The 25,405-nt window shown below is 31.8% G+C and carries 23 protein-coding genes; 7 read left to right on the top strand and 16 right to left on the bottom strand.

Annotation, left to right across the window (positions count from 1 at the left end):
• Positions 1 to 255: 255 nt before the first annotated feature.
• Positions 256 to 708 carry an Lrp/AsnC family transcriptional regulator gene (locus K292_RS0114485; protein ID WP_027400434.1) on the top strand — a complete coding sequence of 151 codons (453 nt, stop codon included), beginning with the start codon at positions 256 to 258 and terminating at the stop codon, positions 706 to 708.
• A gap of 139 nt (positions 709 to 847) precedes the next feature.
• On the opposite strand, the gene K292_RS0114480 is transcribed toward K292_RS0114485, so the two are convergent.
• From K292_RS0114480 to surE, 4 genes are all read right to left on the bottom strand, one after another.
• Positions 848 to 2,026, bottom strand: a complete 1,179-nt coding sequence (locus tag K292_RS0114480; RefSeq protein ID WP_027400433.1) for an acetyl-CoA C-acetyltransferase — start codon at positions 2,024 to 2,026, stop codon at positions 848 to 850.
• A 131-nt stretch (positions 2,027 to 2,157) separates the two neighbouring features.
• On the bottom strand, positions 2,158 to 3,090 hold the full coding sequence (locus K292_RS0114475) for a DUF2156 domain-containing protein (RefSeq protein ID WP_051280827.1): 933 nt from the start codon (positions 3,088 to 3,090) through the stop codon (positions 2,158 to 2,160).
• A 36-nt stretch (positions 3,091 to 3,126) separates the two neighbouring features.
• Positions 3,127 to 3,708, bottom strand: a complete 582-nt coding sequence (locus K292_RS0114470; protein WP_037373323.1) for a hydrolase — start codon at positions 3,706 to 3,708, stop codon at positions 3,127 to 3,129.
• Between the two features lie 38 nt (positions 3,709 to 3,746).
• The gene (gene surE, locus K292_RS0114465; protein WP_027400430.1) at positions 3,747 to 4,511 is read right to left on the bottom strand and encodes a 5'/3'-nucleotidase SurE; all 765 of its coding nucleotides are present in this window, start codon (positions 4,509 to 4,511) and stop codon (positions 3,747 to 3,749) included.
• Between the two features lie 337 nt (positions 4,512 to 4,848).
• Here surE and K292_RS17430 point away from each other — a divergent pair, with 337 nt between their 5' ends.
• Genes K292_RS17430 through K292_RS17425 form a run of 3 tightly spaced genes read left to right on the top strand, consistent with a single transcriptional unit; the run spans position 4,849 to position 7,290 of the window.
• Positions 4,849 to 6,564, top strand: coding sequence for a DUF1538 domain-containing protein (locus tag K292_RS17430; protein ID WP_084146033.1), 1,716 nt, complete (start codon positions 4,849 to 4,851; stop codon positions 6,562 to 6,564).
• Positions 6,561 to 6,926 carry a hypothetical protein gene (locus tag K292_RS0114455; RefSeq protein WP_027400429.1) on the top strand — a complete coding sequence of 122 codons (366 nt, stop codon included), beginning with the start codon at positions 6,561 to 6,563 and terminating at the stop codon, positions 6,924 to 6,926. Before K292_RS17430 ends, K292_RS0114455 begins: the two co-directional genes overlap by 4 nt.
• A 4-nt stretch (positions 6,927 to 6,930) precedes the next feature.
• Positions 6,931 to 7,290, top strand: coding sequence for a P-II family nitrogen regulator (locus K292_RS17425; RefSeq protein ID WP_051280825.1), 360 nt, complete (start codon positions 6,931 to 6,933; stop codon positions 7,288 to 7,290).
• A 25-nt stretch (positions 7,291 to 7,315) separates the two neighbouring features.
• Here the strand turns inward: K292_RS17425 and K292_RS0114445 are convergent, their stop codons facing one another.
• The 3 genes from K292_RS0114445 to K292_RS17420 all read right to left on the bottom strand — a co-directional run bounded on the left by K292_RS0114445 (position 7,316) and on the right by K292_RS17420 (position 10,333).
• Positions 7,316 to 8,071, bottom strand: a complete 756-nt coding sequence (locus K292_RS0114445) for an NAD-dependent protein deacylase (protein ID WP_027400428.1) — start codon at positions 8,069 to 8,071, stop codon at positions 7,316 to 7,318.
• A gap of 71 nt (positions 8,072 to 8,142) precedes the next feature.
• Positions 8,143 to 8,892, bottom strand: coding sequence for a TIGR03915 family putative DNA repair protein (locus K292_RS0114440; protein ID WP_027400427.1), 750 nt, complete (start codon positions 8,890 to 8,892; stop codon positions 8,143 to 8,145).
• A 19-nt stretch (positions 8,893 to 8,911) separates the two neighbouring features.
• Positions 8,912 to 10,333, bottom strand: a complete 1,422-nt coding sequence (locus K292_RS17420; protein WP_084146031.1) for a putative DNA modification/repair radical SAM protein — start codon at positions 10,331 to 10,333, stop codon at positions 8,912 to 8,914.
• Between the two features lie 212 nt (positions 10,334 to 10,545).
• Between K292_RS17420 and K292_RS17415 the strand changes: the two genes are divergently transcribed.
• Complete coding sequence (locus K292_RS17415; RefSeq protein WP_051280823.1) at positions 10,546 to 11,670, top strand: patatin-like phospholipase family protein; 1,125 nt, start codon at positions 10,546 to 10,548, stop codon at positions 11,668 to 11,670.
• 72 nt (positions 11,671 to 11,742) lie between these two features.
• Here K292_RS17415 and K292_RS0114425 read toward each other — a convergent pair whose 3' ends face one another.
• The 3 genes from K292_RS0114425 to K292_RS18105 all read right to left on the bottom strand — a co-directional run bounded on the left by K292_RS0114425 (position 11,743) and on the right by K292_RS18105 (position 17,306).
• Positions 11,743 to 12,867 carry an MGDG synthase family glycosyltransferase gene (locus K292_RS0114425; protein ID WP_027400426.1) on the bottom strand — a complete coding sequence of 375 codons (1,125 nt, stop codon included), beginning with the start codon at positions 12,865 to 12,867 and terminating at the stop codon, positions 11,743 to 11,745.
• Positions 12,868 to 12,897: 30 nt separating this feature from the next.
• The gene (locus tag K292_RS0114420) at positions 12,898 to 16,323 is read right to left on the bottom strand and encodes a pyruvate carboxylase (protein ID WP_027400425.1); all 3,426 of its coding nucleotides are present in this window, start codon (positions 16,321 to 16,323) and stop codon (positions 12,898 to 12,900) included.
• A 188-nt stretch (positions 16,324 to 16,511) separates the two neighbouring features.
• Positions 16,512 to 17,306 carry an ECF transporter S component gene (locus K292_RS18105; RefSeq protein ID WP_051280821.1) on the bottom strand — a complete coding sequence of 265 codons (795 nt, stop codon included), beginning with the start codon at positions 17,304 to 17,306 and terminating at the stop codon, positions 16,512 to 16,514.
• 238 nt (positions 17,307 to 17,544) lie between these two features.
• Between K292_RS18105 and pdxR the strand changes: the two genes are divergently transcribed.
• Positions 17,545 to 18,975 carry a MocR-like pyridoxine biosynthesis transcription factor PdxR gene (pdxR, locus tag K292_RS17405; RefSeq protein WP_051280819.1) on the top strand — a complete coding sequence of 477 codons (1,431 nt, stop codon included), beginning with the start codon at positions 17,545 to 17,547 and terminating at the stop codon, positions 18,973 to 18,975.
• Between the two features lie 163 nt (positions 18,976 to 19,138).
• Here pdxR and K292_RS18100 read toward each other — a convergent pair whose 3' ends face one another.
• The 5 genes from K292_RS18100 to modA are packed head-to-tail and all read right to left on the bottom strand — an operon-like array spanning position 19,139 to position 23,515.
• Positions 19,139 to 20,470 carry a histidine phosphatase family protein gene (locus tag K292_RS18100; protein WP_051280817.1) on the bottom strand — a complete coding sequence of 444 codons (1,332 nt, stop codon included), beginning with the start codon at positions 20,468 to 20,470 and terminating at the stop codon, positions 19,139 to 19,141.
• Positions 20,460 to 21,278, bottom strand: coding sequence for an XdhC family protein (locus K292_RS0114400; protein ID WP_027400424.1), 819 nt, complete (start codon positions 21,276 to 21,278; stop codon positions 20,460 to 20,462). Before K292_RS0114400 ends, K292_RS18100 begins: the two co-directional genes overlap by 11 nt.
• 14 nt (positions 21,279 to 21,292) lie before the next feature.
• A complete protein-coding gene (locus tag K292_RS0114395) occupies positions 21,293 to 21,967 on the bottom strand; it encodes an ATP-binding cassette domain-containing protein (protein ID WP_027400423.1) in 675 nt (224 codons plus the stop codon).
• Positions 21,968 to 21,985: 18 nt separating this feature from the next.
• Entirely contained in the window at positions 21,986 to 22,651 is a 666-nt protein-coding gene (gene modB / locus K292_RS0114390) for a molybdate ABC transporter permease subunit (RefSeq protein WP_027400422.1), read from the bottom strand.
• Between the two features lie 60 nt (positions 22,652 to 22,711).
• On the bottom strand, positions 22,712 to 23,515 hold the full coding sequence (gene modA, locus K292_RS0114385) for a molybdate ABC transporter substrate-binding protein (protein ID WP_027400421.1): 804 nt from the start codon (positions 23,513 to 23,515) through the stop codon (positions 22,712 to 22,714).
• Positions 23,516 to 23,730: 215 nt separating this feature from the next.
• Here modA and K292_RS0114380 point away from each other — a divergent pair, with 215 nt between their 5' ends.
• Positions 23,731 to 24,252 (top strand): helix-turn-helix domain-containing protein, encoded by a 522-nt coding sequence (locus K292_RS0114380; RefSeq protein WP_027400420.1) that lies wholly within the window; start codon positions 23,731 to 23,733, stop codon positions 24,250 to 24,252.
• Between the two features lie 127 nt (positions 24,253 to 24,379).
• Here K292_RS0114380 and K292_RS17395 read toward each other — a convergent pair whose 3' ends face one another.
• Positions 24,380 to 25,387, bottom strand: a complete 1,008-nt coding sequence (locus K292_RS17395; protein ID WP_051280815.1) for a DVU_1553 family AMP-dependent CoA ligase — start codon at positions 25,385 to 25,387, stop codon at positions 24,380 to 24,382.
• Between the last annotated feature and the right edge of the window lie 18 nt (positions 25,388 to 25,405).

Genomic DNA, 25,405 nt, shown 5'->3' with positions numbered 1-25,405 from the left:
CATTATAACATGACACGAACTTCCATACATGTTTCAATGGTTCCTTCCTTGCAGCAACGCTGTCTCAATCATTGGAACCATTATAACACAATCTAATTTACAAGACTAGACTGAATAAATTATTATAATATGCTCAATTATGCCCTAATATATATTTTTTATAATATTAAAACATATTTTTAATTGCTTTTATATTTTTATATTGGTAAAATTATAAAAGATTTATTATTATTTATAACCTAAGGAGGAACTTTTGTGGATATTATTGATGCTAAAATTTTAGCTATCCTTCAAGATAATTCACGAGCATCCATTTCTGAGCTAAGTAAGGCTGTTGATCTTTCTCTTTCAGCAGTCAGCGAAAGACTAAAGAAATTAGAGCACTCAAATATTATCGAAAAATATACTGTTATTTTAAACAGAAATACACTTGGACAAGACCTTTCAGTAATGATGAATATAAGTCTAGAGTGTCCTACTCACACAAATACATTCCTTGAAACTGTAAAAAAAGAACATGAAATTTTGGAATGTCATTATGTAACAGGGGAATACGATTATCTATTAAAAATTACTACAAAAAATACCGCCACTTTGGAAGCCCTTATGAATAGAATAAAAAGCCTTCCCGGAATTAAGAGAACACAAACTAATGTAATATTATCAAGTGTAAAACATCTTCACAGCGTATCACCATTAAATGAATAAATTAATAAAATCCCCAAAGAAAAAGCTGTCTTGGGGATTTTATTATTATTAACTTAAAGCCCTCTTAAAAAGAAACAAAAATGTTGGAGTAACGATTTTTCGTCACCCCAACATGAAAATACTAAATATTTATATTTTACTATCTTTCTACGATAAGTGCAGTTCCTTGTCCACCACCGATACAAAGAGTAGCAAGACCTTTTTTAGAATCTCTCTTAATCATTTCATGAATCAATGTAACAAGAATTCTAGCACCAGATGCTCCGATTGGATGTCCAAGAGCTATTGCTCCTCCGTTTACATTTAATTTTTCAGGATCAAATCCTAATTCTTTACCTACTGCTACTGACTGAGCAGCGAAAGCTTCGTTTGCTTCAATAAGATCCATATCATCAATTTTCAAACCAGCTTTTTCAAGAGCTTTTTTAGAAGATGGAACTGGTCCGATACCCATGATTGATGGATCTACTCCTGCAGATGCATATGATACGATCTTGCAAAGATACTTTAATCCGAGTTCATCAGCCTTTTCCTTTGACATTACAATAAATGCAGCACTACTATCATTAATACCGGATGCGTTAGCAGCTGTTACCACTCCGTCTTTTTTGAATGCTGGTCTTAATTTAGCTATTCCTTCTGCTGTTGTACCAAACTTAGGATGTTCGTCTGTATCAAACACGATAGGATCGCCTTTTCTTTGTGGAACTTCTACAGGAACAATTTCATCCTTGAATCTTCCTGCTTTAATTGCAGCTTCAGCTTTTTGCTGAGAAGCTGCTGAAAATGCGTCTAATTCTTCTCTTGTAAGTCCCCATTGTTCAGCAATATTTTCTGCTGTGATACCCATGTGATAGTCGTTGAAAGCGTCCCATAATCCATCGTGCACCATAATGTCAACCATCTTAGCGTCGTTCATTCTTGCGCCCCATCTAGCTTCATTCATTAGATATCCAGCCTGACTCATGCATTCTGTTCCTCCTGCAAGTACACAATCAGCATCTCCTGCTTTGATCATTTGTGCAGCAAGACCAACAGCTCTCAATCCAGAACCACAAACCTTATTTAAAGTAAATGCTGGAACTTCCTTTGGAATTCCCGCATGAATAGCAACTTGTCTAGCAACATTCTGACCTAAGCCACCTTGAAGAACGCATCCTAAAACTACTTCATCAATTATTGATGCATCAATGCCAGCTCTTTTTATTGCTTCTTTTACTGAAACTGTCCCAAGAGTTACAGCAGGTGTACCTTTTAAAGTCCCACCAAAACTTCCTATTGGAGTTCTTACAGCACTTACAATTACCACTTCTTTCATATATTATCCTCCTATTTATTATAGAAAAATCACTATTGATTTTTCAAATTATCATGCATTATATTTATAATATCATTTTTTTATAAAAAGACAAGTATAAAATTAATTTTCACAAAATTCAATTGATTATATCAAGAAAAATCAACAATATATTTTTCTATTAATTTTACAGGCTTATACGATAATTTTGCTTTTCTTAACCCTTTTATACCCATGTCCTCTTCACGATTTATCAATTTTACATGAGACGCAACATTTTTACAAAATTCATTGTTTATTGCTTGATAAAGTCCCCTATATTCAGTATTTGCCTTTTCTACATGAACAGTAACAGTCTTTTTCCCAAGATATCCACCAATGCTGAGTGCTTCAATTTTATTATCTATCAATATCGCTCCTGCTAAATAGCCTAACGTTTCGATATTTTCAAAAACATCTTTCATTGCATGCTCTTCCATTTCAAGAAGCTCTCTTTCATGATTATCTTGAAGATTCTTCCTAATATTAAACTCTCTGATAAACTGCATAGCTTCTTTTGCCATTTTAGATGTCAGTTTAACATATTCATACTTATAATGATTTAAAAAGTAGTTTAAATGATTTCTTTTGCTATGATATTCTCTTCCTTTCAGCTCAATTAAATCTTGCGTTCTGTACACATAATCAAAATTAGGTCTGTCAGCAATAAGATTTAATTGATTGGGAAATGCTTTCTCAAATAGTTCAATCATGTGAAACGGAACTAACATAATAGTAAACTTCTGGCCTTTTTCTTCAAATATTTTTTTTGCTTCTAGGATAGTAACTGCCAGCTTGTCCGGTTCATAAAAACCGGTCTTTGTAAGAGGTGGGAACAAGAAATATTGTTCTACTCCTTCTTCTAAGTTATTACTGGCTGATAAACAAAGATAATCACCAATAAGTTTATAACTGATCTGATTAATCTCACGCCACATATAAAGAGAGCTAAAAGAAAGTCCTGAAGTTTTATATTCAAAGCTACCCAAATATTCCTCTAAAAAAGATTTTGATTCTATAGTTATTTCATTATCAAATATCAGCACTTATATTTTTACCTTTCCTATTATTTTTATTATTACTTATTTAACAATTTTTGATATCTGTTTAAATCCAGGTTCTTTAGCTCCTTGGCAAAGCTCAAATAATACAGATTCATAAGTAGTTCCCATAGCACCTGATTCTCCCATTCTTCGTTGTGCATATTTTTTATCATTATTGCTCCTTGATGATATACAATCGTTTACCAAGAATACGGAATAACCACTTTCAATTAAATCTAGTACCGTCTGCTGCACGCACACATGAGCTTCAATTCCTCCTATAATAACAGTTTTTCTTTTTAATTTTTCAAGAGCTTCAACAAAAGCCGGCTCTCCCATTGCACTGAAGTTTGTTTTTTCTATTGGTAAAAACTCAAGTCTTTCTGAATTTTCCTCAATAGGCTCAGTAAGTGCTTCTATAATTTTCTCTTTTGTATCTCCAAGACCTTTTGTATATTGCTGTGTCATTATAATCGGAATACCCATAATACGGCAGCCCTTAATCAGTTTTATAACTGTTTCTTCAAGTTCTTCATTATTTTTCATGGCAGGCATAATCCTATCCTGAAAATCAATACCAACAAATACTGCATCTTCTTTTTTTATCTTTAATGTTTTCATATCTTTCTCCCCTACAATTAAATAGTATTGCCTTAATTCTATTCAAGAATCCCCCATTTTTTTACTTCATCAACTAATTCATAACTGGTTAAATCATAATGTAATGGCGTTATAGAAGCATAATTATCCTGAATTGCGATAACATCAAGATCATCAGGTAAACCTTCATATATCACAGGAATTCCAGAATACCAGTAAGTTACATTACCCTCTTCGTCTTTTTTAGGTTTAAACCATTCATCATATTCCCTGGCACCCAGCTTAGTAATTTTGACTCCTTTAATTTCTGAATTAGGTAAATTGGGTACATTAATATTTAAAACCGTATTAGAATTCATCTTTTCAAAAGCTGTTTTACAAACTTTAACAGCCAAATCACAAGCGGTATCAAAATAATTAGGATTATGATCATTCACAGATACTGCCACTGAGGGTAGTCCGCATATGCATCCTTCTATGGCAGCAGAAACAGTTCCGGAGTAGAGAGTATCTGTCCCCAAATTTCCCCCATGATTAATCCCAGAATATACCATATCTATTTCAATTCCCTTTTGTGATAACACTTTTAACCCTAACTTTACACAATCTGCAGGAGTTCCTGATATCTCCAATGCCATAGTCGCATTGGGAAAAGAAACTTCCGTAATGAAAATCGGAGCTCCTATTGTAATACCATGTCCACAAGCACTTCTTTGAGTATGTGGTGCACATACATAAATATCGGCTACTGAAGAGAGAGCCTTTACTAATGCTTTTATTCCTTCTGCCTTTATTCCATCATCATTTGCTATTAATATATTCATAATCCCCTCCATTTTTTCATTCTTAAATAGTATATCACAAAATCAGCATTATAAATAGTACGTAACTTTTTACTAGCTTTTCCATTTTTATAATTTAATCTGTAAATTTATACAAAATAAATTCAAAAATAGCTTCTTGAAATTTATAGCTTCGAATATATTTTTCAGTATATATTCTAAATTTTTAAAAAAAATTATTCAATTAACTCTTAACTTATATTATAATTATTAATATAGCAAACATTTCAAAACAATTCTAATAATATACAAGTTTCCCCAATTATAATCTTATAAGCCGTTTTTTTTCAGTAGATTTAATATAATTTGAGGATAGCATATGAACAAAAAATTATTTCTGAAAACAAAAGAATCTCTTTCATCCGTATTGCCTATTACCACAATTGTTTTAATGCTTAATTTTACAATTTCGCCAATGCCTTTTAGTATACGTATTTTATTTTTAATTGGAACATTACTTCTTATTTTAGGCATGGGATTATTTACATTAGGTGCTGATATTGCAATGATGCCTATAGGTGAACAAATTGGTGCGCAATTAACAAAGTCTAAAAAAATAAGTTTGTTAATTATAGGCAGTTTAATTATGGGAATTATCATTACTATGGCAGAACCTGATTTACAAGTTCTCGCTAATCAAATTCCTTCCGTGCCAAACATAATTATTGTTTTAACAGTTGCTGTTGGTGTTGGTATTTTTTTAGTAGTAGCATTACTACGCATTATATTCCAATGGAAATTAGCTTATATTTTAATAGGACTTTATACGGGAGTATTTATATTATCTGTTTTTATTCCAAAGGATTATCTAGCTGTCGCTTTTGATTCGGGCGGGGTCACAACAGGTCCCATAACTGTTCCTTTTATTCTATCTCTAGGAGTAGGATTATCTTCTGTCAAAGGAGGTAATAGTTCTCATGATGACAGTTTTGGTTTAGTAGCTCTTTGCTCTATTGGTCCCCTTTTCGCAATAATGCTATTACGACTATTTCTTAATCAAACAGCTACAAACGGTCATGAAATATTAACTACTACAGATGTGAAAAATATGCATGATATCTTTCAGCTTATGAAAGAAGCTTTACCCAAGTATTCTTTAGATATTATTATTGCACTTTTACCTATTATTATATTCTTTGTTATTTTTCAAATCTTTGCTTTAAAACTCCCAAAAGTTCAAATGATAAAAATTTCAATTGGTCTTTTTTATACATATATAGGATTAGTACTATTTCTTACTGGTGTAAATATAGGATTTTTGCCTGCAGGATATTTTATTGGTCATTCCATCGGTGGTCTTTCATATTCCTGGATTTTGATTCCTTTAGGTATGATTATGGGCTACTTTGTAGTTTCCGCAGAACCTGCTGTACATGTTTTAAATGATCAGGTAGAATATTTAACAGGAGGTGCTATATCTAAAAAAGCAATGCTCTGGAGTCTATCCATCGGTGTTGCACTATCACTTGGATTAGCAATGATTCGTATAATTTTTGAAATTAGTATCTTGTATTTTCTTCTTCCTGGATATACTATTGCACTTATATTAACATTCTTTTCACCTAAAATATTTACCGCTATTGCTTTTGACTCTGGTGGTGTTACATCCGGACCTATGACAGCAACTTTTATACTTCCTTTTGCTATGGGTGCATGTCTTGCTTTGGGAGGTAATATGCTCTTAGATGCCTTTGGCATTGTTGCCATGGTTGCAATGACACCTCTCATTACAATACAAGTTATGGGGCTTGTATATAAAATTAAAATCTCTCATACTGAAAAAGAAGAACTGTATGCTATCGAGGAATTAACCGATAGTATTTTGGATAAGTCTGAATTCGAATGGTCAAAAACAAACGTAAGTAGTGATGTTGTAGATACTTATGATTGGATAGAAGATACGGAATTTGTAGAAAACTATGACTGGGCAGAGGAACTTAAAGAAGAAATGCTTGCTGAAGAAATTGCTGCTGATAACAGTTTTATTGATTTTGAAAAACAGGATCAGGAACAAGAAGGAGAAAGTAAGAAATGAGTGAAAAGACAGATAATATAAAAAGAATAAAATTACTTATTACAATAGTTGAGAGAGGTTCGGGTGATCGGGTTATAAAATTTTATCGAAAAAATGGTATTACGTTTAATATGGTTTCTCCAGGTTATGGTACTGCAGGTCCTGAAGTTATGCATTATTTAGGTCTTACTGACTATGAAAAAGATATTATTTTAAGTATTATAACAGAAGACAGAGTCTCAGAAACCATTAATAAAACGCGATATTATTTTGACTTAGATAGACCGGGTAACGGTATAGTATTTGCTATTCCCATATGCGGAGTGAGCGGCCCTTTGGCACTAAAATATATATCGGGACTACAATTTCAAGAAAGGAGCTAAGAAAATGAATACAGATAGAGAATATGATTTAATTATAACCGTTGTAAATCGTGGCTTTGCTGATCAAGTTGTTGAAGCTGCCAGAAAAGCAGGAGCACAAGGAAGTACTGTTTTTTATGCCAGGGGTACCGGTATTCATGAATTAGAAAAATTTTTTTCCATATCAATACAACCGGAAAAGGAAATTATATTAAATCTGGTAAAACATTCTTCTACAAAAACAATTATACATTCTATTATTGAAGCAGCCGGTTTGAGTACAGAAGGAAAAGGTCTTTCATTTTCACTGCCTGTAAGTGATGTTGCGGGAGTTATTCATAATTTTAACGATTTAGATGAAATTGATGAAGATGCCTTGGAATAATTCCAAGGCGTTCTCATCTTCAAACCTATATTGACAATATATCCCCTAAGACTTCTCCTATAGGTTCACGTATTACTAAATCCGCTCTTTTATCAAAAGTTGTTTGGTCTCTATTAATCAATATGAGATTGCTACCTCTAAAATAAGTTATAAGTCCTGCAGCAGGATAAACAACCAAAGAAGTTCCTCCAACAATAAGGGTATCTGCTTCTTCGATAGCTTTTACTGCTCCTTCTATTACTTGTTGATCTAATGCTTCCTCATATAAGACTACATCGGGTTTTACAATACCTCCACATTTATTACAAACAGGAACCAATGATTTAATTCCTTTTTTATCTAAACAGTTATTGGTATTCATAATATATTCAAGATCATAGAACTTTCCACAATCTATACAATAATTTCGTAAAACTGAACCATGAAGCTCATATACGTTTTTACTTCCTGCCAGTTGATGCAAGCCATCTATATTTTGAGTAATAACTGCTTTCAATTTACCCATTTCTTCAAGCTTTGCCAATGCAAGGTGTGCTTTATTGGGTTTAATCTCAGGATAAATAAGATTATTCTTATAATAATCAAAAAATTCTTCATTATTTCTCACAAAAAATGAATGGCTCAACATTTCTTCAGGAGAATGTCCATATTTTCGCTGTGCATTGTAAAGTCCATTTTCAGATCTGAAATCAGGGATACCGCTTTCCGTAGAAACACCTGCTCCACCAAAAAAAACCATATTACTACTTTTATCTATTATCTGTTTTAATTCTTTATTCATGGTACTCACTCCTCGTATTCTTCTCCAATTATTATTTCATTTGTTTATAACTAATGTCAAGTGATCTAAGGTTAATTATATAAAAACTCTGTGAGATTTTTCCAATACCTTACCGGCATACACCTCTTTTGGCATTTTGGATTAATACGTTCTTTTATAGCGATGGTTTCAAAATATTTACTCCATAATTCTCTGTATTCACGTTCTTCTAATGAATAGTCCAGCACATCATCCTGTGAAAAATCAGAAATATACCATTTCCCTTCATTAGCTATTAGCGCTTTGTTTCTTCTTTTATCATGAATAATAAAAGGATCGTGTTTAAACCTATCTGTAAAATGAGATGATAATAGTTCTAAAACATCATGGTCAGGCTCAACTTCACAATATAAAATTTCCTGCCCTGATTGAGAAACCATTACTGAAAAACGCAGTAAACCAGTAAGCCTATGAACTTCAAAACCTACTTTCTTTTCTGCATCCTGAACTGCAAATACAGTGGCATTTCCATGCAGAGAGCTTACTTTCGGGCCAAGCTTAAATCCTAATACTATATACTCTAACATTTTATTTTCTTTGTTTTCCACTGTTGAAAGAAAAACTTTATAGATCCTCTTCAAATCATAATTAGATATTTTTTGTTTAATTGCATTATATACTTTTACTGCTTTATCTTCTTCTGTTTTTATTTCCTTATAATCTCCCAATAAAGTCATTTGATATTTATCTTTTGTAAATATACCTGCGGCTCTTTCATTATAATAATGATAATATACACAAGTTAAAAATCCTTCAAAAGTACCATCATATAAGTAATCCATTATTATATACCTCATATATTTAAAAGGTTGTTATATTGTTATTTATATTATTTCCTATATCCAAATTAGATTGGATTAAATAGCCATTCTTGCTCTCTAAAGCAGGATTAGCTATATCAAACATTGATATTTGTACATTTTTATCAGCTGGAAGTAAATTCATTTTTATATTATCTGCTGATAAGATTTCCTTTTTTATATAATCAGGTGCTATATCTCGTCCTCCATAATATCTGCCAATACACGTAATAAAAAATTTAGCTCTTTTAGTAACAACACCTATCTTTTTTAAGTCATCAAATCTTACGGCCGCAAATTTTCTTTGTCTTACAATTCGTCTTGCCGATATTGTTCCAATTCCTGGGATCCTAAGAAGCTCCTCTAAGGAAGCGGTATTTATTTCTATCGGAAATTTTTCTATATTTCTAAGAGCCCAAGAAATTTTAGGATCAAGTTCAAGATCCAGAAAAGGATTTTTTTCATCGGCTATTTCATCTGCTGTAAAACCATAGAATCTAAGTAGCCAATCAGCTTGATATAATCTATGTTCCCTAGTTAACGGCGGCTGTGTAAAACGATTTGGAAGCAAAGGAGAATCCGATACGGGAATATATGCAGAAAAATATACTCTCTTCATCTTAAATCTTTGATATAAACTTTGAGATATTTTTACAATCTGTCTGTCAGTCTCTGCACTTGCACCAATAATCATTTGAGTTGTCTGTCCTGCCGGTGCAAATAGCTCTTTATTCTTGCTTCTGCTTTTATAAGGAATAACGCTTCCCTGTTCTTTGACCATAACTTCATTATTAAACATTGTTCCAGGACCACGGAGAAAACCTCTTTCCGTTAAAGTTTCTGTAATTTGTTTCATAGGAGAAAAAATTCCATCCACCTTTTTCTGAGGTGCTAAAAGACCAAGACTCTCCTTAGATGGCAGTTCAATATTAACACTCAATCTATCAGATATTAGTCCTATTTCATGTAAAATTTCCTGTGAAACTCCGGGTATAATTTTAGTGTGAATATATCCTGAAAATCCATAATCAAATCTCAATAACTTCAAACATTTTAACATTCTTTCTGCAGTATAATCAGGAGATATTTCCACAGCAGAACTCAAGAAAAGTCCTTCTATATAATTTCTTCTGTAAAATTCCATAGTTAATTTTGCTAATTCTTCTGGTTCAAAACTAGCCCTTTGTACATCTTCTGTACGTCTATTTACACAATATTGACAATCATAAACACATTTATTTGTAAATAATATTTTAAGCAAAGATACACATCTTCCATCTGATGACCAGGAATGGCAGATACCTGCTGCAACTGCATTTCCTCTTTTTCCTGTATTCTTTCTGTCTACACCACTTGTGGAACAAGATACATCATATTTTGCACTGTCAGCTAAAATTTTTAGCTTTTCATAAACATTATCCATTTTATCTCCTGATATTTATATTTTCATATATATAATTCCGTAAACTTATGTTCTTATTATACTTTCTTTCAAACAAACGTTCAAGTATTTACCGAATATTTTTATGATATAATTAAAATACTAACTATAATCATATCATATATGATTATAGTTTTAATTACTGCTTTTTAAAAATATTATTACCTAAAAAATCATAGGAGAACAAAAAAAATATGGAAAAAAGAAAAACAGCATTAGTCCTGAGTGGAGGCGGCGCAAGAGGCGCATATGAAATAGGAGTATGGCAAGCGCTGAGAGAATTGGGAATTCGAATAGATATGGTAGTAGGAACATCTGTGGGTGCTATTAACGGAGCGATGATTTGTCAAGATGCCTTCGATCTCACTGTTTCGCTTTGGAAAGAATTGAGAACAGATATGGTTTTAAATATAAAAGAAAATGATATTATTGCTTATGTTAAAGAATTTTTAACAAATGGCGGAGCTGATCCTACTGGTTTAAAAAAAATTTTAAAAAAGTATGTTGATGAAAAAGCTATCAGAGAATCAAGTATTGATTATGGTATTGTAACTGTTGAATTACCTTCTATGGCTCCACATTACATGATGAAGAATCAAATAAAAAATGGAAAAATGATAGATTACATTTTAGCCAGTGCTGCTTGTTTTCCTGCATTTAAAAGCTATGAGATAGATCATAAAAAATATATAGACGGAGGTTATTTTGATAATCTTCCGATAAAAATGGCTGTTGATAAAGGTGCAACTCATATTATTGCTGTGGATTTGGATGCTATGGGTAAAAAAAGGCCTAAAGACTTTGAAGGTAAAAAAAATATTAAATTAATACAAAGTCCTTGGGATTTAGGAAATGTTCTTATATTTGACCTTAAAAATTCTAATAAAATTATGCGCCTTGGTTCTTTAGAAACATTAAAATCATACGGTGTTTATGATGGTTATTATTATACATTTGTAAAAGGAGAATTTAATAAAAGAACATTAAAAGCTGCAGATTTAGCAGCTAAAATCTTTGATTTAAACATGGAAATAATTTATTTAAAGTCTATTTTCAATAAGCAATTAAAATCTAATATAGAAAACTACACTAAAAACCAATCAAAAAATATATCTTCTGAATCTTTTACTGAAAAAATAATGGATAATATCATAAAAGCCAAATCGACTTTTAATCAGAAATGGCTTACTTTAACTATTGCTGACAGTTTGAAGAAAGAAGAAGATGAAAAAAATATATTTTTGACAAAACCTGCTATAAAACTATTAAAAGATGAGCTTTTGGCTGCTAATTATATAGTAAAGGAAGAGCTTATTTAAGCCCTTCCTTATTTTTTATAAAATAGTAATATTTTTTGTCATCTTTCTCAAATCTTTTACTTTCCATGTAAGTTATAAGTTTTTCTGAGAAACTTTTTCTATTAAAAATTGACATAAATTATTACTTGCATTTTGCTTTCGATAAAGCTTAATTGTAGCTCTTAAATTTTCCACTCTGTCTGGGTGCCTAAATAAAGAGAACACTGCTTCATCTAAAGGAAATGTTTTCGTAGCATATATGGCTAAGCCATTGTTCATCATAAATTCTGCATTTCTCATTTCATGACCCGGTATAGGATTTACCATAATCATAGGAAGCCCTTTTGCTAAAGTTTCCGAAGTTGTAATACCTCCGGGCTTTGTTATAATACAAGAAGCTGCATCCATCATTAAATCAACATTATCTACATATCCGTAAATATCAAATCTTTTCTTAGTTTTTATATGGTTAACCTTTTTTAGCATTTTTTTATTATTGCCGCATACAACCATAGTCTGGAAATCTAGGTCCAGATTATCTAACAAATTTATAGACTCATCAATTTTACCATAGCCCATGCTTCCACTCATAAGAAGAAGGGTCTGTTTATCCTTTTCAACTCCCAGTTTCTTACGTGCTTCTTCTTTATCTGTTTTATTATAAAACTGTGGTCTTATAGGTATTCCAAATGGAAGCATTTTATTTGTATCAAGCCCTTTTTTCTTCATTTGATATTCCAATAATTCACTACACGTTACATAATAATCTAAGTTTCTACATTCTTCCCAAAGAGGATGAACTGTAAAATCTGTAATAATACCTACTGTAATAATATCAATCCAATGTTTTTCTATCATAATGTTGACCATAGTAGCCGATAATACATGCGTACAAATAATTACATCAACCTTAGAATCTTCTATATATTGTTTCAACTCTTTAGCCAATATTTTATTTGCAATCTTTGTCATAGAATATTCTTCTACAGGTTCATTTTTCTTTACAACAATATCATAAAATTTAGATGCTAATTTGGGTGCATATGCTGTAGAAATTAAATATCCTTTTGACACAAGCTCTGATAAAAGAGGTTTAATATATTCGTAAGCATCCAAAGTTTCACATTGTATCCCCATTTCACGAAAGGTATTTTGTATTGCTTGTCCTGTTGCATGATGACCTTGACCCGTTGAAATACTTAAAATAAGGACTTTCATGAATGATTCCCCCCTGCAATCCAATAAAGATTACTTCAATTTTGCAATAAGTTCTCCCGAACTAACCGATTGACCTTCTTTAACATAAATTTTATCAATCTCACCACTAATGCTGGCAATAATATTGGTTTCCATTTTCATTGCCTCTATAATTCCTATGGATTGACCTTCAGTTACTTTTTCCCCTTCCTTTACAAGAATTTTGAAAATTGTACCTGGTATATTAGCACCGATTTCACCTGGATCTTCAGGATCAGCAAAAGCAATAGTATCTTTACTGATTTTAGAATTGGCATCCTTATCTTTAATAAGAACAGCACGGGTATTACCATTAATCTGAAATACTACTTCTCTGTCTCCATTATCATCTACTCCCTTAATTTCCACTAATTTTATTGCCAGTACTTTTCCTTCTTCAATCTTAACCTCACAAGTTTCACCTTCTGTAAGTCCATAGAAGAAAATGTCACTTCCCATATATCTAAAGTCGCCTGCAGTTCTTATTCCTTTTAAATATTCTTCAAATACTTTCGGATATAATGCATAGCTTAGTACCTCTTTGTCAGTTGCATTTATTTGATATGTTTCATCTAAATAACTCTTAATTTTTGCAAAATCTTCATCTTCAAGTAACTCTCCCGGACGACAAGTAATTGGCTCTTTTCCTTTTAAAACAAGCTTTTGTAGCTTTTCAGGGAATCCACCTTCAGGCTGTCCCATCATACCTTCAAAATATGAAACTATTGAATCAGGGAAATCCATACCCTTGGCCTTCTCATAGATATTTTCAGGTGTCAAATCATTTTGTACCATGAATATAGCCATATCTCCTACAGCCTTAGAAGATGGTGTTACTTTTACTATATCTCCAAGCATATTATTTACTGTTTTAAACATTTCTTTTACTTCTTGGAATTTATGCTCAAGTCCAAAGCTGATTACTTGTGGTCTCAAGTTTGAATACTGACCTCCAGGAATTTCATATTTGTATATTTCAGCTGTACCTGTTTTAAGTTCTGATTCAAATTGTTGATAAACAGGTCTTACTGCATTCCAATATGTTGAAATTTCTTGTAATTGATCTAATGGTAAATTTGTAGCACGGTTAGAATTTTCAAGTGATGCAACAATTGAATTTAATGCAGGCTGACTTGTTAATCCTGCCATACTGTTAAATGCTGCATCTACAATGTCTACTCCTGCCATAGCTGCCATTAACACAGTAGCTCCTCCATTACCGCTGGTATCATGTGTATGAAGGTGAATTGGAATTTGTATTTCATCCTTCAGTGCACGTATTAATTTATGTGCAGCCATAGGTTTTAATAAGCTTGACATATCCTTTATAGCTAAAATATGCGCGCCTCTCTTTTCCAACTCTTTTGCCATATTAACATAATATTTTAAATTATATTTGTCTCTTGTCTCATCTAAAATATCACCTGTATAACAAATACATGCTTCTACAACCTTACCTTGTTTTTGTACTTCTTCCATTGAAACAGTCATTCCTTCAATCCAGTTTAAAGAATCGAAAATTCTAAATACGTCAATACCTGATTTTGCTGATTCCTGAATAAATTTACGAATAACATTATCAGGATAATTTTTATATCCTACTCCGTTGGCACCTCTTATTAGCATTTGGAATAGAATATTTGGAATCTTTTCTCTAAGAAGTCTTAATCTTTCCCAAGGTGATTCTCTTAAGAATCTATATGCAACATCAAACGTAGCTCCTCCCCACATTTCCAATGAGAACAGATCTTTTCCGTAAACGGATACAGCAGGTGCGATTTTTGTCATATCCACTGTTCTTACTCTAGTTGCCATAAGAGATTGCTGTGCATCTCTCATAGTTGTATCTGTTAAAAGCAATCCCTTTTGCTCCATTACCCACTTAGATAATTGCTCAGGACCTTTCTTATCTAATAACTGTTTTGTTCCAGATAAATTTTGCGGAGTAACTTTTGGAACTACAGGAACGTCAAATTGAGGCTTATTACCCTTGATCTCATTAACCACCTTGTTTCCTAAGAATGTCATTAATTTTAATTCTTTATCTGCCCCAACTTTAATATTTAAAAGTTCAGGATTTTCTGCAATAAATCCTGTATCACAATTACCCTCCTTAAAGGTTTCATGATTTAATACGTTTACTAAGAATGATACATTTGTCTTTACACCTTTTATTTTTAATTCATCAAGTGCCCTTATAGATTTATGAATAGCATCTTCAAATTTTCTTGACCATGAAGTTACCTTTACCAGTAAGCTGTCATAGTACGGCGTAATTTTAGATCCAGTAAAACCGTTTCCGCCATCTAATCTAATACCAAAACCAGATCCTGTTCTGTAAACATCAATAGTCCCTGTATCCGGTGCAAAACTATTGCTAGGATCCTCAGTAGTAACACGACATTGAATAGAATAACCTCTTGGAATTATATCTCCTTGACTTTTTATTCCTATTTTTTCTGAGTCTAAGCTATAACCCTGTGCAATAAATATTTGAGATTGCACAATATCAATGCCTGTAACCATTTCTGTTACAGTATGTTCTACTTGTATTCTTGGGTTCATTTCAATGAAATAATGTTTTCCATCTTTATCTACTAGAAATTCCACTGTTCCTGCACTTTGATAAGATACTGCTCTAGCAATTTTAAGAGCATCTTGACACATTGCTTCTCTCTGTTGTTGTGTAATGGAAATAGCAGGTGTAAATTCTACTACCTTCTGGTGTCTTCTTTGAATAGAACAGTCTCTTTCAAACAGATGAATAACGTTACCGTTTTTATCACCCAAAACCTGTATTTCTATATGTTTTGGTTTTTCTAAATATTTTTCAATAAAAATATCATCAATACCAAAAGCCTTTCTCGCTTCATTTTGAGCATTTTTAAATTCAGGAATGAGCTCTTTTTTCTCTCTTACAATTCTCATTCCTCTACCTCCACCGCCGGCAGAAGCTTTTAACATAACCGGATATCCGCAAAAATCAGCAAATTTTATTGCATCCTCTTCAGAGCGAATTGCTTCTTCTACTCCCGGTATTGTAGGAACACCAACTTCTGATGCAACAATTTTAGATTTTATTTTATCTCCCAATCTGTCCATCATTTCACTTGTTGGTCCAATAAACTCAATTCCAGCTTCTTTACAAAGCCTTGCAAATTCTGCATTTTCCGATAAAAACCCATATCCCGGATGGATGGCATCAACACCTTTGGATTTAGCCAATTCGATAATTTCTGTCATCCCTAGATATGCATCTACAGGGGATTTCCCTTTTCCTATCTGATAAGATTCATCTGCTTTAGTTCTAAACAAAGAATTCTTATCTTCTTCAGAATAAATCGCAACAGATCTGATCCCCAGCTCTTTACAAGCTCTGAATACTCTAATTGCAATTTCTCCTCTATTCGCAACTAAAATTCTTTTAAACTTTTTCATTTGTTGTGCCCTTCCTTTTCAAAAGCATAAATATATTTGGAATAGATTATACTCTAAATAACCATATATGTAAATGCATTTTGCAATAATACTTTTTATATAGGGGAAAATTGCGATATAAGTCTTTATAATTCAAAAAAGGCCTTCTGACTTAGTCAAAAAACCTTTTTCCCATAAAAATTCAAATTTTATTTTAAAGAAGTTATTGTTCTATATGCAAAGAATTTTCTTGCCGGAGTTTTGCAAAGCGCTGCGGAAATAATAGAAGCAATAAAGAATCCACAAACAAATTGAATCATATTCATGGGAATACTGAATGCTGAAACAGCAAAATTTCCATAAATTAAGCCCCCTGCAATATAATATCCAAATACCATCCAAAGACCTGCCATTGTCATTGATAAAATCTGATAAACCGGAATCAGCATATGTTCTCTCTTACGAATATAGACAGAGATTATAATTAATATAATAGGAATTATTAACGCAACTAACATTAATTTATTTTGTACTCCATTTAAAAATAATCCTAAATCAGATACACTGTTTACTCCTGCATCTTCAAGTAAAGCTTCTGCATTATGTGCCGCTTCATATATAACGATCTGTTTAACTGCGAAATTAAAAATTACCCAAACTCCTGCCGTTATTAAACTAGCAATAACAGTATTTCTCTTACTATTTAAACATTTTTGTATAATAAGACCCATTATTATTGCCATAATACCCTTTATACATAAAGTCCAAGGTGCCCAATGGACATACCCTAAAAATAAATCTGCTAAGGCTGAACCTATACCTGCTGCAAAAGCTCCATATTTCCATCCTAATATAAATACAGATAGAAAAATCATACTATCTCCTAAATGAACATATCCGCTTGTAAAAGGAACAGGTACTGCAATAACCATTGTAGCTACAGTAACTAAAGCTGTCATTAATCCTGTTAAAATAATTTTTTGTGTTCTATTTTCTGTATGCATTATATTTCCTCCTTTTATATGTTAAATAAGATAGATACCATTGACCTATAATTTAACATATAATATAATACTATTAACGTGTATATAAATGAATATGCAATTTTATTTATATTTTTATATACAGTTTAGTATTTTTAATAATTTTTTATATGATTTATTTAATTGTATTTAATTTTTTTATATATTTTCTATATACAGTTAAATGTGACACTATTTATTTGTAAGGGGGATATATTTAATGAAGCCCATTATTCCTAATTTTAATTACAACTCAAAAAGAGCTCTTTACCTTGAATTGTATGATTATATCAAAATGTCAATCCTTGATGGGGATATTCAAGCGGGAGAAAAGCTTCCCTCTCTTCGATTACTTTCAAAAAGTTTAAGTCTTAGTGTAACAACCATTGAACTAGCCTATAATCAACTTCTTGTTGAAGGCTACATATACAGCAAGCCGCAGTCCGGTTACTACGTAAATAAAATCTCCTCCGGCATGGGTACAGTTCCAGCAAATATGGCAAACATTCAAATAAAAAGTCTATCTACATTAGACGATATATACTCGAATAACAGTGAAACCGAAAGTTTAAATAAAATTAAACCATACCATGACTCTTCTTGCTTTGATTTTATAAAGTGGAAAAAATGTATGAATAAAGTTTTAACTGAATATTCCGATTTACTTCTTTATGAAAGTGATCCACAAGGAGAACTTGCTCTTAGACATGAAATTTCAAAATATGTATATCAATCTCGAGGTGTTATTTGTACTCCTGAGCAAATAGTAATTGGAGCTGGAACACAACAAATTACCAGTCAGCTTACAATTATACTAACAAAAATGGGGATAAAACATGTGGCTGTGGAAGCCCCCGGGTATTTACCTGTTCTAAATATTTTCAGAGACAGAGAATTTGCAGTTACTCCTGTTTCGGTAACTAAAAAAGGAATTAATATTTCCAAGTTACCTTCTAATATCAGATCTGCTGTGTACGTTAATCCATCAAATCAATTTCCCACAGGTTATGTTATGCCCATTGGAAAACGTTATGAAATTTTAAAATGGGCAGCTGATAATGATAGTATTATCATTGAAGATGATTATGACAGCGAATTGAGATATTTCGGCAAACCTGTGCCCTCTCTTCAAGGTCTTGATAATACTGAACGTGTTGTTTATTTAGGCTCTTTTTCTTCAACTTTATTTCCATCTATAAAAATAAGTTATATGGTACTACCTCCTACAATGGCAGGTTTATTTCAAAGTGTAAGCGGTGGCTATTCTCAAACATGTTCAAAGACTGAGCAATTAACCCTTGCGATCTACATGGAAAAAGGCTTGTATCAGACAAATATAAAAAAATTAAGAACGCTTTATTCACAAAAACTACAATCTGTTATTACAGCTTTAAGTAAATATGCTAAAGATTTTATAAATCCAATAAACAGTTCTTCCGGCATTAATATGCTTATCAATGTAAAAAGTATAAAGACATCTGAAATTCTATGTAAAGAAGCTAAAGAACTTGGTATAATAACCGTACCTATAACAATTTATACAGAGGAACTTTCCGATTCTTTTAGAACTTTGGTATTTTATTATAATCAAATTCCTCTTAATGAGATTGACAATGTGATTAAATCCTTAGTAAAAAAATGGAAAAATTAAGGTTAAATATAAAAGATATGTTAATCACTGATTTTAGAAATCAAAAATTTTTAACTTAATAGTATAAATGCCTCACCTGATACAATATTTTAATTATCAGATAAGGCATACATTTTTTACTGTGCGTTGAGAACTTTTTCATCATATTTTATATTATATAAATCTATGCAAAATTTACCTTTATAATTTGTCCTGTAAATAATTTTTTCTTTACCACTTCTGCTAAAGTATAGTCATGCAGATTGGCTAAAATAACTTTAATTACGCCTGAATGTGTTACTATAACCAAATCACCTGATTCATGATTTTTTAAAATCTTTTTAAATCCTTTTACAACTCTATACTGCAAATCATAAAAATTTTCACTATCATTACCATATTTATAAGCTAAAATATCCTGTCCTCTTTTTTCATATTCATTAGGAAATTGTTGTTTTATTTCATGAATATATTTACCATCCCACGGACCTAAATTCATTTCTCTAAGAGACGGATCTTCAATTATTTTTATATTTTTTTCAATTCCTTCACTTTTTGCTCTTTCATTTAATTCATTTAAAATAATTTGAGCGGTTTCTCTTGTTCTCGACAAATCACTTGTATAAATAAAATCTACTGCGGCATCTAAAAGATGCAATTGTTTTCCAGCGTTACTTGCTTCCCGCTTTCCCTGCTCACTAAGAGTTATGTCAGTTTGTCCTAAAAAGATTTTATCTTTATGCTGCATTATTTGCCCATGACGAATAAGAAATAGGCGTTTAATTCCTTTTTCTTTAATAATTTGTAAATATGAATCTGCAACACTTTCCAATGGTAAATGCTTTTTGTTATTTTCTATTGAAAGATTATTCTCTTTATAATATTCTAAAATTTCTTCATAACCTTCCTGTGTATCCATATCTAAAACAACAGCTTCATTATTTACTTCAAGTTTTATCATTTTATCATCATATTTACTTATTACAGCTTTAAGACCTCCTGGTCCATCATATTCAAGGATTTCTTTTGCATAAATAGAAGGGATTAACAAGGGATGACCTTTTTTACCTCTATAACATGGTACAATAAAAGAATCAGGATGTTTTCGATGTTCAGCAATTATTTTATAAATCACTTCAGCAGGAATTAGCGGACAATCTACAAGCATTAATAAAAATCCTTTAATATGTGTATCTAATGCTGCTCTTATCCCTGCTTGAATAGACGTAAACATTCCCCCTTCAAAGCGGGGATTAAATACTGCTCTTACTCTATTATCAATAAGAAGTCTATATAATAATTCCTTTTTATAACCTATAACTGTGGTAATTTGCTCAATACCTACTTCTTTTAAGGTTATTATTTCTCGCTCAATGGCCGTTTTACCTCCAATTTTAAGAAGTGGCTTGAATTCTCCCATTCTGGAGGAATAGCCTGCAGATAAAATAATTGCTGAAATATCATTATAATATTCATTATCTTTATTTTTACATATAACCGTACTGCTATTTTCCATGTCCTGACCTTACCTTAATCATCTCACCAACTATACTGATAGCGATCTCTTCTGGTGTTTCTGCATAAATGCTTAAACCAATAGGAGAATATACTCTGTCTAGTTGTTCTTGTGTAAATCCATCCTCTTTTAATCTCTTATAAATGTCTGCAACTTTTCCCTTACTTCCAATCATGCCAATATATGCTGTTTTCCTATCTAAAGTCTGTTTTAAAACATCATAATCAGCCTCATGTCCTCTTGTAACAATAATAATATAACTGTTTTCATCAGTTTCAATACCTTTATATGCATCTAAAAAGCTATCTATTACCATTACTTTATCTGCATCTTTAAACCTCTCCCTATTTGCAAAATCAGGTCTGTCATCAATTATAACTGTAGAAAAATCTACATAACGAAGTACAGGTTCCAATGCTTGTCCCACGTGTCCTGCTCCGAAAATATACACCTTACTCTCTAGATTAAAGTCTAAAATAAAATTTTGAGGGTTGCCAGCATCAATATATTCAATACTAACATCTGCATCTCCTCCGCACCTCATATCAAGACCCTGCTGCTCTTCAGGTTTTAATCTGAAATGATAAATTTTTGACTCTTTTGTATTAAAAGTCTCCAAAGCTATGCGTTCTGTTTCTGCTTCTAAAGTTCCTCCTCCAACAGTTCCAAATCTGGTGCCATCTTTTTTCATTAATAAGCATGCACCTTTTTTTCTTGGAGTAGAACCAATAGTATCAACTACTTTCGCAAGGACAAAATCTTCACCTTTTTCAATCAAATCTTTTCCTATATATGATATTTTACTCATAAACTCCTCCTATTTCAGCTGGTTTTTAATTTTCCCTCTTTTATTAATATTCTCTTGTCTGCAAACATTTCAGCTTCTTTTGCGCTATGTGTTATTAAAATTGTTGGAATATTAAAATTTTCCTTAAATAATAGAAATTCATTATACACTATTTTCTTTGTTTCTGCATCTAATGCAGAAAAAGGTTCATCTAAAAGCAATAGACTAGGCTTAGTAACAATAGCCCTTGAGAGAGCAACTCTTTGTTTTTCACCCCCGGAAATATTTTTAGGATATTTTTTCTTTAAATGTGAAATACAGAAGGTTTGCATAATGTATTCTGCATACTCCATTAACTGAAAGCGTGTCTTCTTATCTTTATATTCCGCTTTATTTTTAATGCCATATAAGATGTTCTTTTCAACAGTTAGATTGGGAAACAGGGCATAATTTTGAAATAAATATGCAATATTTCTTTTCCTAGTAGGTATGTTAACTTGTGCTCTTCCATTTTCCCTTTGAAATATAGTGTTTTCACCTATAACCATTTTACCATCATCTGGCTGTAAAAGTCCAGAAATACAATTAAGCACAGTTGTTTTTCCTGCGCCTGATTCTCCTTGTATTACCAAAACACCTTTTTCAAACTCATATTCTATGTCTATTGAAAAATGATCTAGTTTTTTCTTGATTTTAAAATATATACTCATATGGCTGCCTTCCCAGATTTAATTTCCTAAATAATTTTTTCTCTTTAACCAGGTATTTAGTAGAAAGATTAAAATAAAACTAAAGACCGTCATAATTAAAACTAAATTATTAGCAAGTTTTGTGTTTCCTGATTCTACAGCAAAATAGATTGCTGTAGGTATTGTCTGAGTTTTCCCAGGAATATTACCTGCAATCATCAAGGTTGCTCCAAATTCTCCAATTGCTCTTGCAAAAGCTAAAGCAATGCCGCTTATAATTCCAGGCCAGGCAAGTGGTATTGTTACAGTAAAGAAAATTTTTAATTCACTACTTCCTAAAGTCCTGGCTGCTTGTTCATATATAGGTTGTACACTTACAAAGGCAGCTTTTACATTTTGATACATAAGTGGCAGTGATACAATGCATGCCGCTACTACAGCACCAACCCATGTAAATACAATCTGTATACCAAATTGTTCCAATAAAAAACCACCTATTATTCCTCTTTTACCAAATGCAATTAATAATATGTAACCCATGACTGATGGAGGTAATATCATGGGCAGAATGAGAATAGTCTCCCATATATTTTTGCCCCTAACCTTTTTCTTATTTATAAAGTACGCGAAGGTAATTCCCAATATAAATGAAAACATGGTGGCAATTAATGCAATTTTTAAAGATAGAATAATAGGTGTCAGCATTGTGTTCTCCTGATATGGTTATTTTAACTAGATTGAATAGATTAAACTAAACTACATATATTATATAACTGTAAATCCATATTTCTCAAAAACACCTTTTGAATAATCAGACTGCAGGAATTTGTAAAAATCTTTTGCAGCTTCAGCTTGAGTTGCACCAGCAGTTATTGCTGCAGGATATACTATTTTTGAGTGGCTGTCCTCTGGCATATCACATACAACTACACCACTTGTCAAAAGCAATGCATCAGATTTATAAACAAGACCACAGTCTACATTACCAGTATCTACATATTCAAGTACTTGTCTTACATCTTTTGCAAGTACTAATTTAGATTGCACATCATCCCACATACCCAAATTTTCTAGGGCTTCCTGTGCATATTTTCCTGCAGGAACAGATTCCGGAGTACCAATAGAAACACTTTTTACATCTGCATTCAAAATACTATTTTCATCCACAACAACATCTTTCTTTTCTTTTGCTGCAATTAAAGTTAAAGAATTGTTTAATAGATCGCTTCTTGTCTCAGCATCTATAAGGTTACTGTTTTCTAATGTATCCATATGTTCCTTTGATGCAGAAATAAACAAATCACATGGAGCGCCTTCTTCTATCTGCTTTCTAAGGGTTCCTGATGAAGCAAAGTTCAATACTATAGTATTATTGCTGTCTTTTTCATACTCTGCTTTAATTTCATTTAAAGCATCTGTCAAACTCGCTGCCGCTGACACATTAACCTCTACAGCCTTAGACTCATTTTTAGTGCCTTCATTTGTATCATCTGTATTTTGTTGCCCACATCCTGCCAAGCCAAAAGAAAATACTAAAAGCATTATTAAAATTAAACTTAATTTTTTCATAATTTGTTTCCTCCAATTATGTCTTGATTTTTCTTTTTTTGCTATTTTTAATGAGAATTTCTAGCTAAATTTAAATGAAATACGTTAGTTGCAAACTAAAACAAACTCATTGCTATTAGAACTATTATATTTGACATTTTATAAAATGTCAAATATAATTTAACTAAATGAAATATAATTAATCTAAGTATGCTTATGATTAGGAAGGAGCATCCATGACCGAAGAAATATTATATACTCCAGAGGAGCTAGCTGCAAAACTGAAGCTTTCAAAATATACTATTTACGAAATGATTAAACGTGGTGATATTCAAGCTCACCATATTGGAAGAAGTATTAGAATATCTCAAACTCAACTTGAACTTTATTTTATGCTTACAAAAAAAGCAGAAAACGTGTATCAAGGAGAAATCATAAAAGAGAATGATATTAAATATGCACTAATTAACGGGGTAAAAATTAATGTCTCTACAGATTTAGAAGGAACAGTAAAAGTCTCAGTAAGACCTGAAGATGTTATCTTAAGTACAGGAATTTTAAACTGTAGTGCAAGGAATATGCATAAAGGAAAGGTAGCAGATATTATATATGACAACAACAGTGCCAAGATTCTTTTAGATATAGGTATTCCTCTGCTTGCACTCATTACTCGTCAATCTATGATTGAAATGGATATAAAGAAAGATGATTATCTTTATGCAATATTTAAAACTATGTCAGTAAAGGTATTAAAATAAATCAGTTAACCAAAATAAAAAGGTCCATATAATATTTATTTTATGTAATTACTTAATTTACTTATCTAAAAATATTATATGGTACCTTTTACTTGTTTTTGAACTTATTGTTACAAATTATATGTTTTTAAAAAATTCCTTTTTCCATTCCCCTATCTCCCACTCTTGCCAGTCTTTTTATAACACTTCCGCATTTACATGGTTCTTTAATAAAGCAGCTAATATCTCCTGTACGATATCTTATAAACGGCATAGCTTTTCTCGTAAGTGTGGTAAACACAACTTCTCCATACTCTCCATCAGGCAGAACTTCTCCTGTTTCAGGATTTATTATTTCAAAAAATAAATCACATTCTCTGACGTGATAACCTTCTAAAGCCCAGCATGATACTGCACCTCCAAGACCCATCTCTGTCATTCCATAATGTTCATAAATATTACTGTCCCATGAGTTTTTTATAGTTTCTCTTGTTTTTTTTGAAACATATTCAACGCTCAGCAAGACTGTATTAATGCCTGTAAGTTTATAATTTTGGGCTAATTTTTCTATTTGAGATGGGGCTCCAACCATAGCTGTGACGTCTTCTTTTAATGCTAAATCTGCAACTTCTTTAAAATCTTTAATTAAGCCATAACGAACTGTTCTTGCTCCAAATTTTTCTATTCCTCTTGAAAGTAAATCTCCAACTGATCCAGGTCTTTCATGTGGAAGTAAAATAAGAAATACATCATTCTCATCTATCATTGTTCTCATACCATGATTAAAAAAATCAACTGTCAGTTCTTGATCTTCTTCCGTATAATAAACTCGTTTAGGTTTATCTGTGGTTCCACTTGTATCTAAGGTTACAATACGGCTGATATCATTTTGCTTAACACAGAGCATATTTGTCCCTTCTTCTCTTAAATTGTCAGAAGTAACGAAGGGAAGTTTTTGCATATCTTTTAATTCAAGTAATTCAATATTACTGTCTTTTAATCTTTCTTTGTAAAATTTGCTATTTTTCTTTGCCCATAGTAAAGTTTCTCTTAATTTTTTTAATTGATACTCTTCTATCAATTCTCTTGTAAGAAGAACATCTTCATTCAATCCTATTTTCTTTATAAACCATGGATCTAAGATTCTTTTAATCATATATTGAATATCCTTTCC

Origin of the sequence: Anaerovorax odorimutans DSM 5092, assembly GCF_000426305.1 — a bacterium.
Lineage (GTDB): Bacteria > Bacillota > Clostridia > Peptostreptococcales > Anaerovoracaceae > Anaerovorax > Anaerovorax odorimutans.
This window is presented reverse-complemented; position numbering and strand designations above follow the sequence as displayed.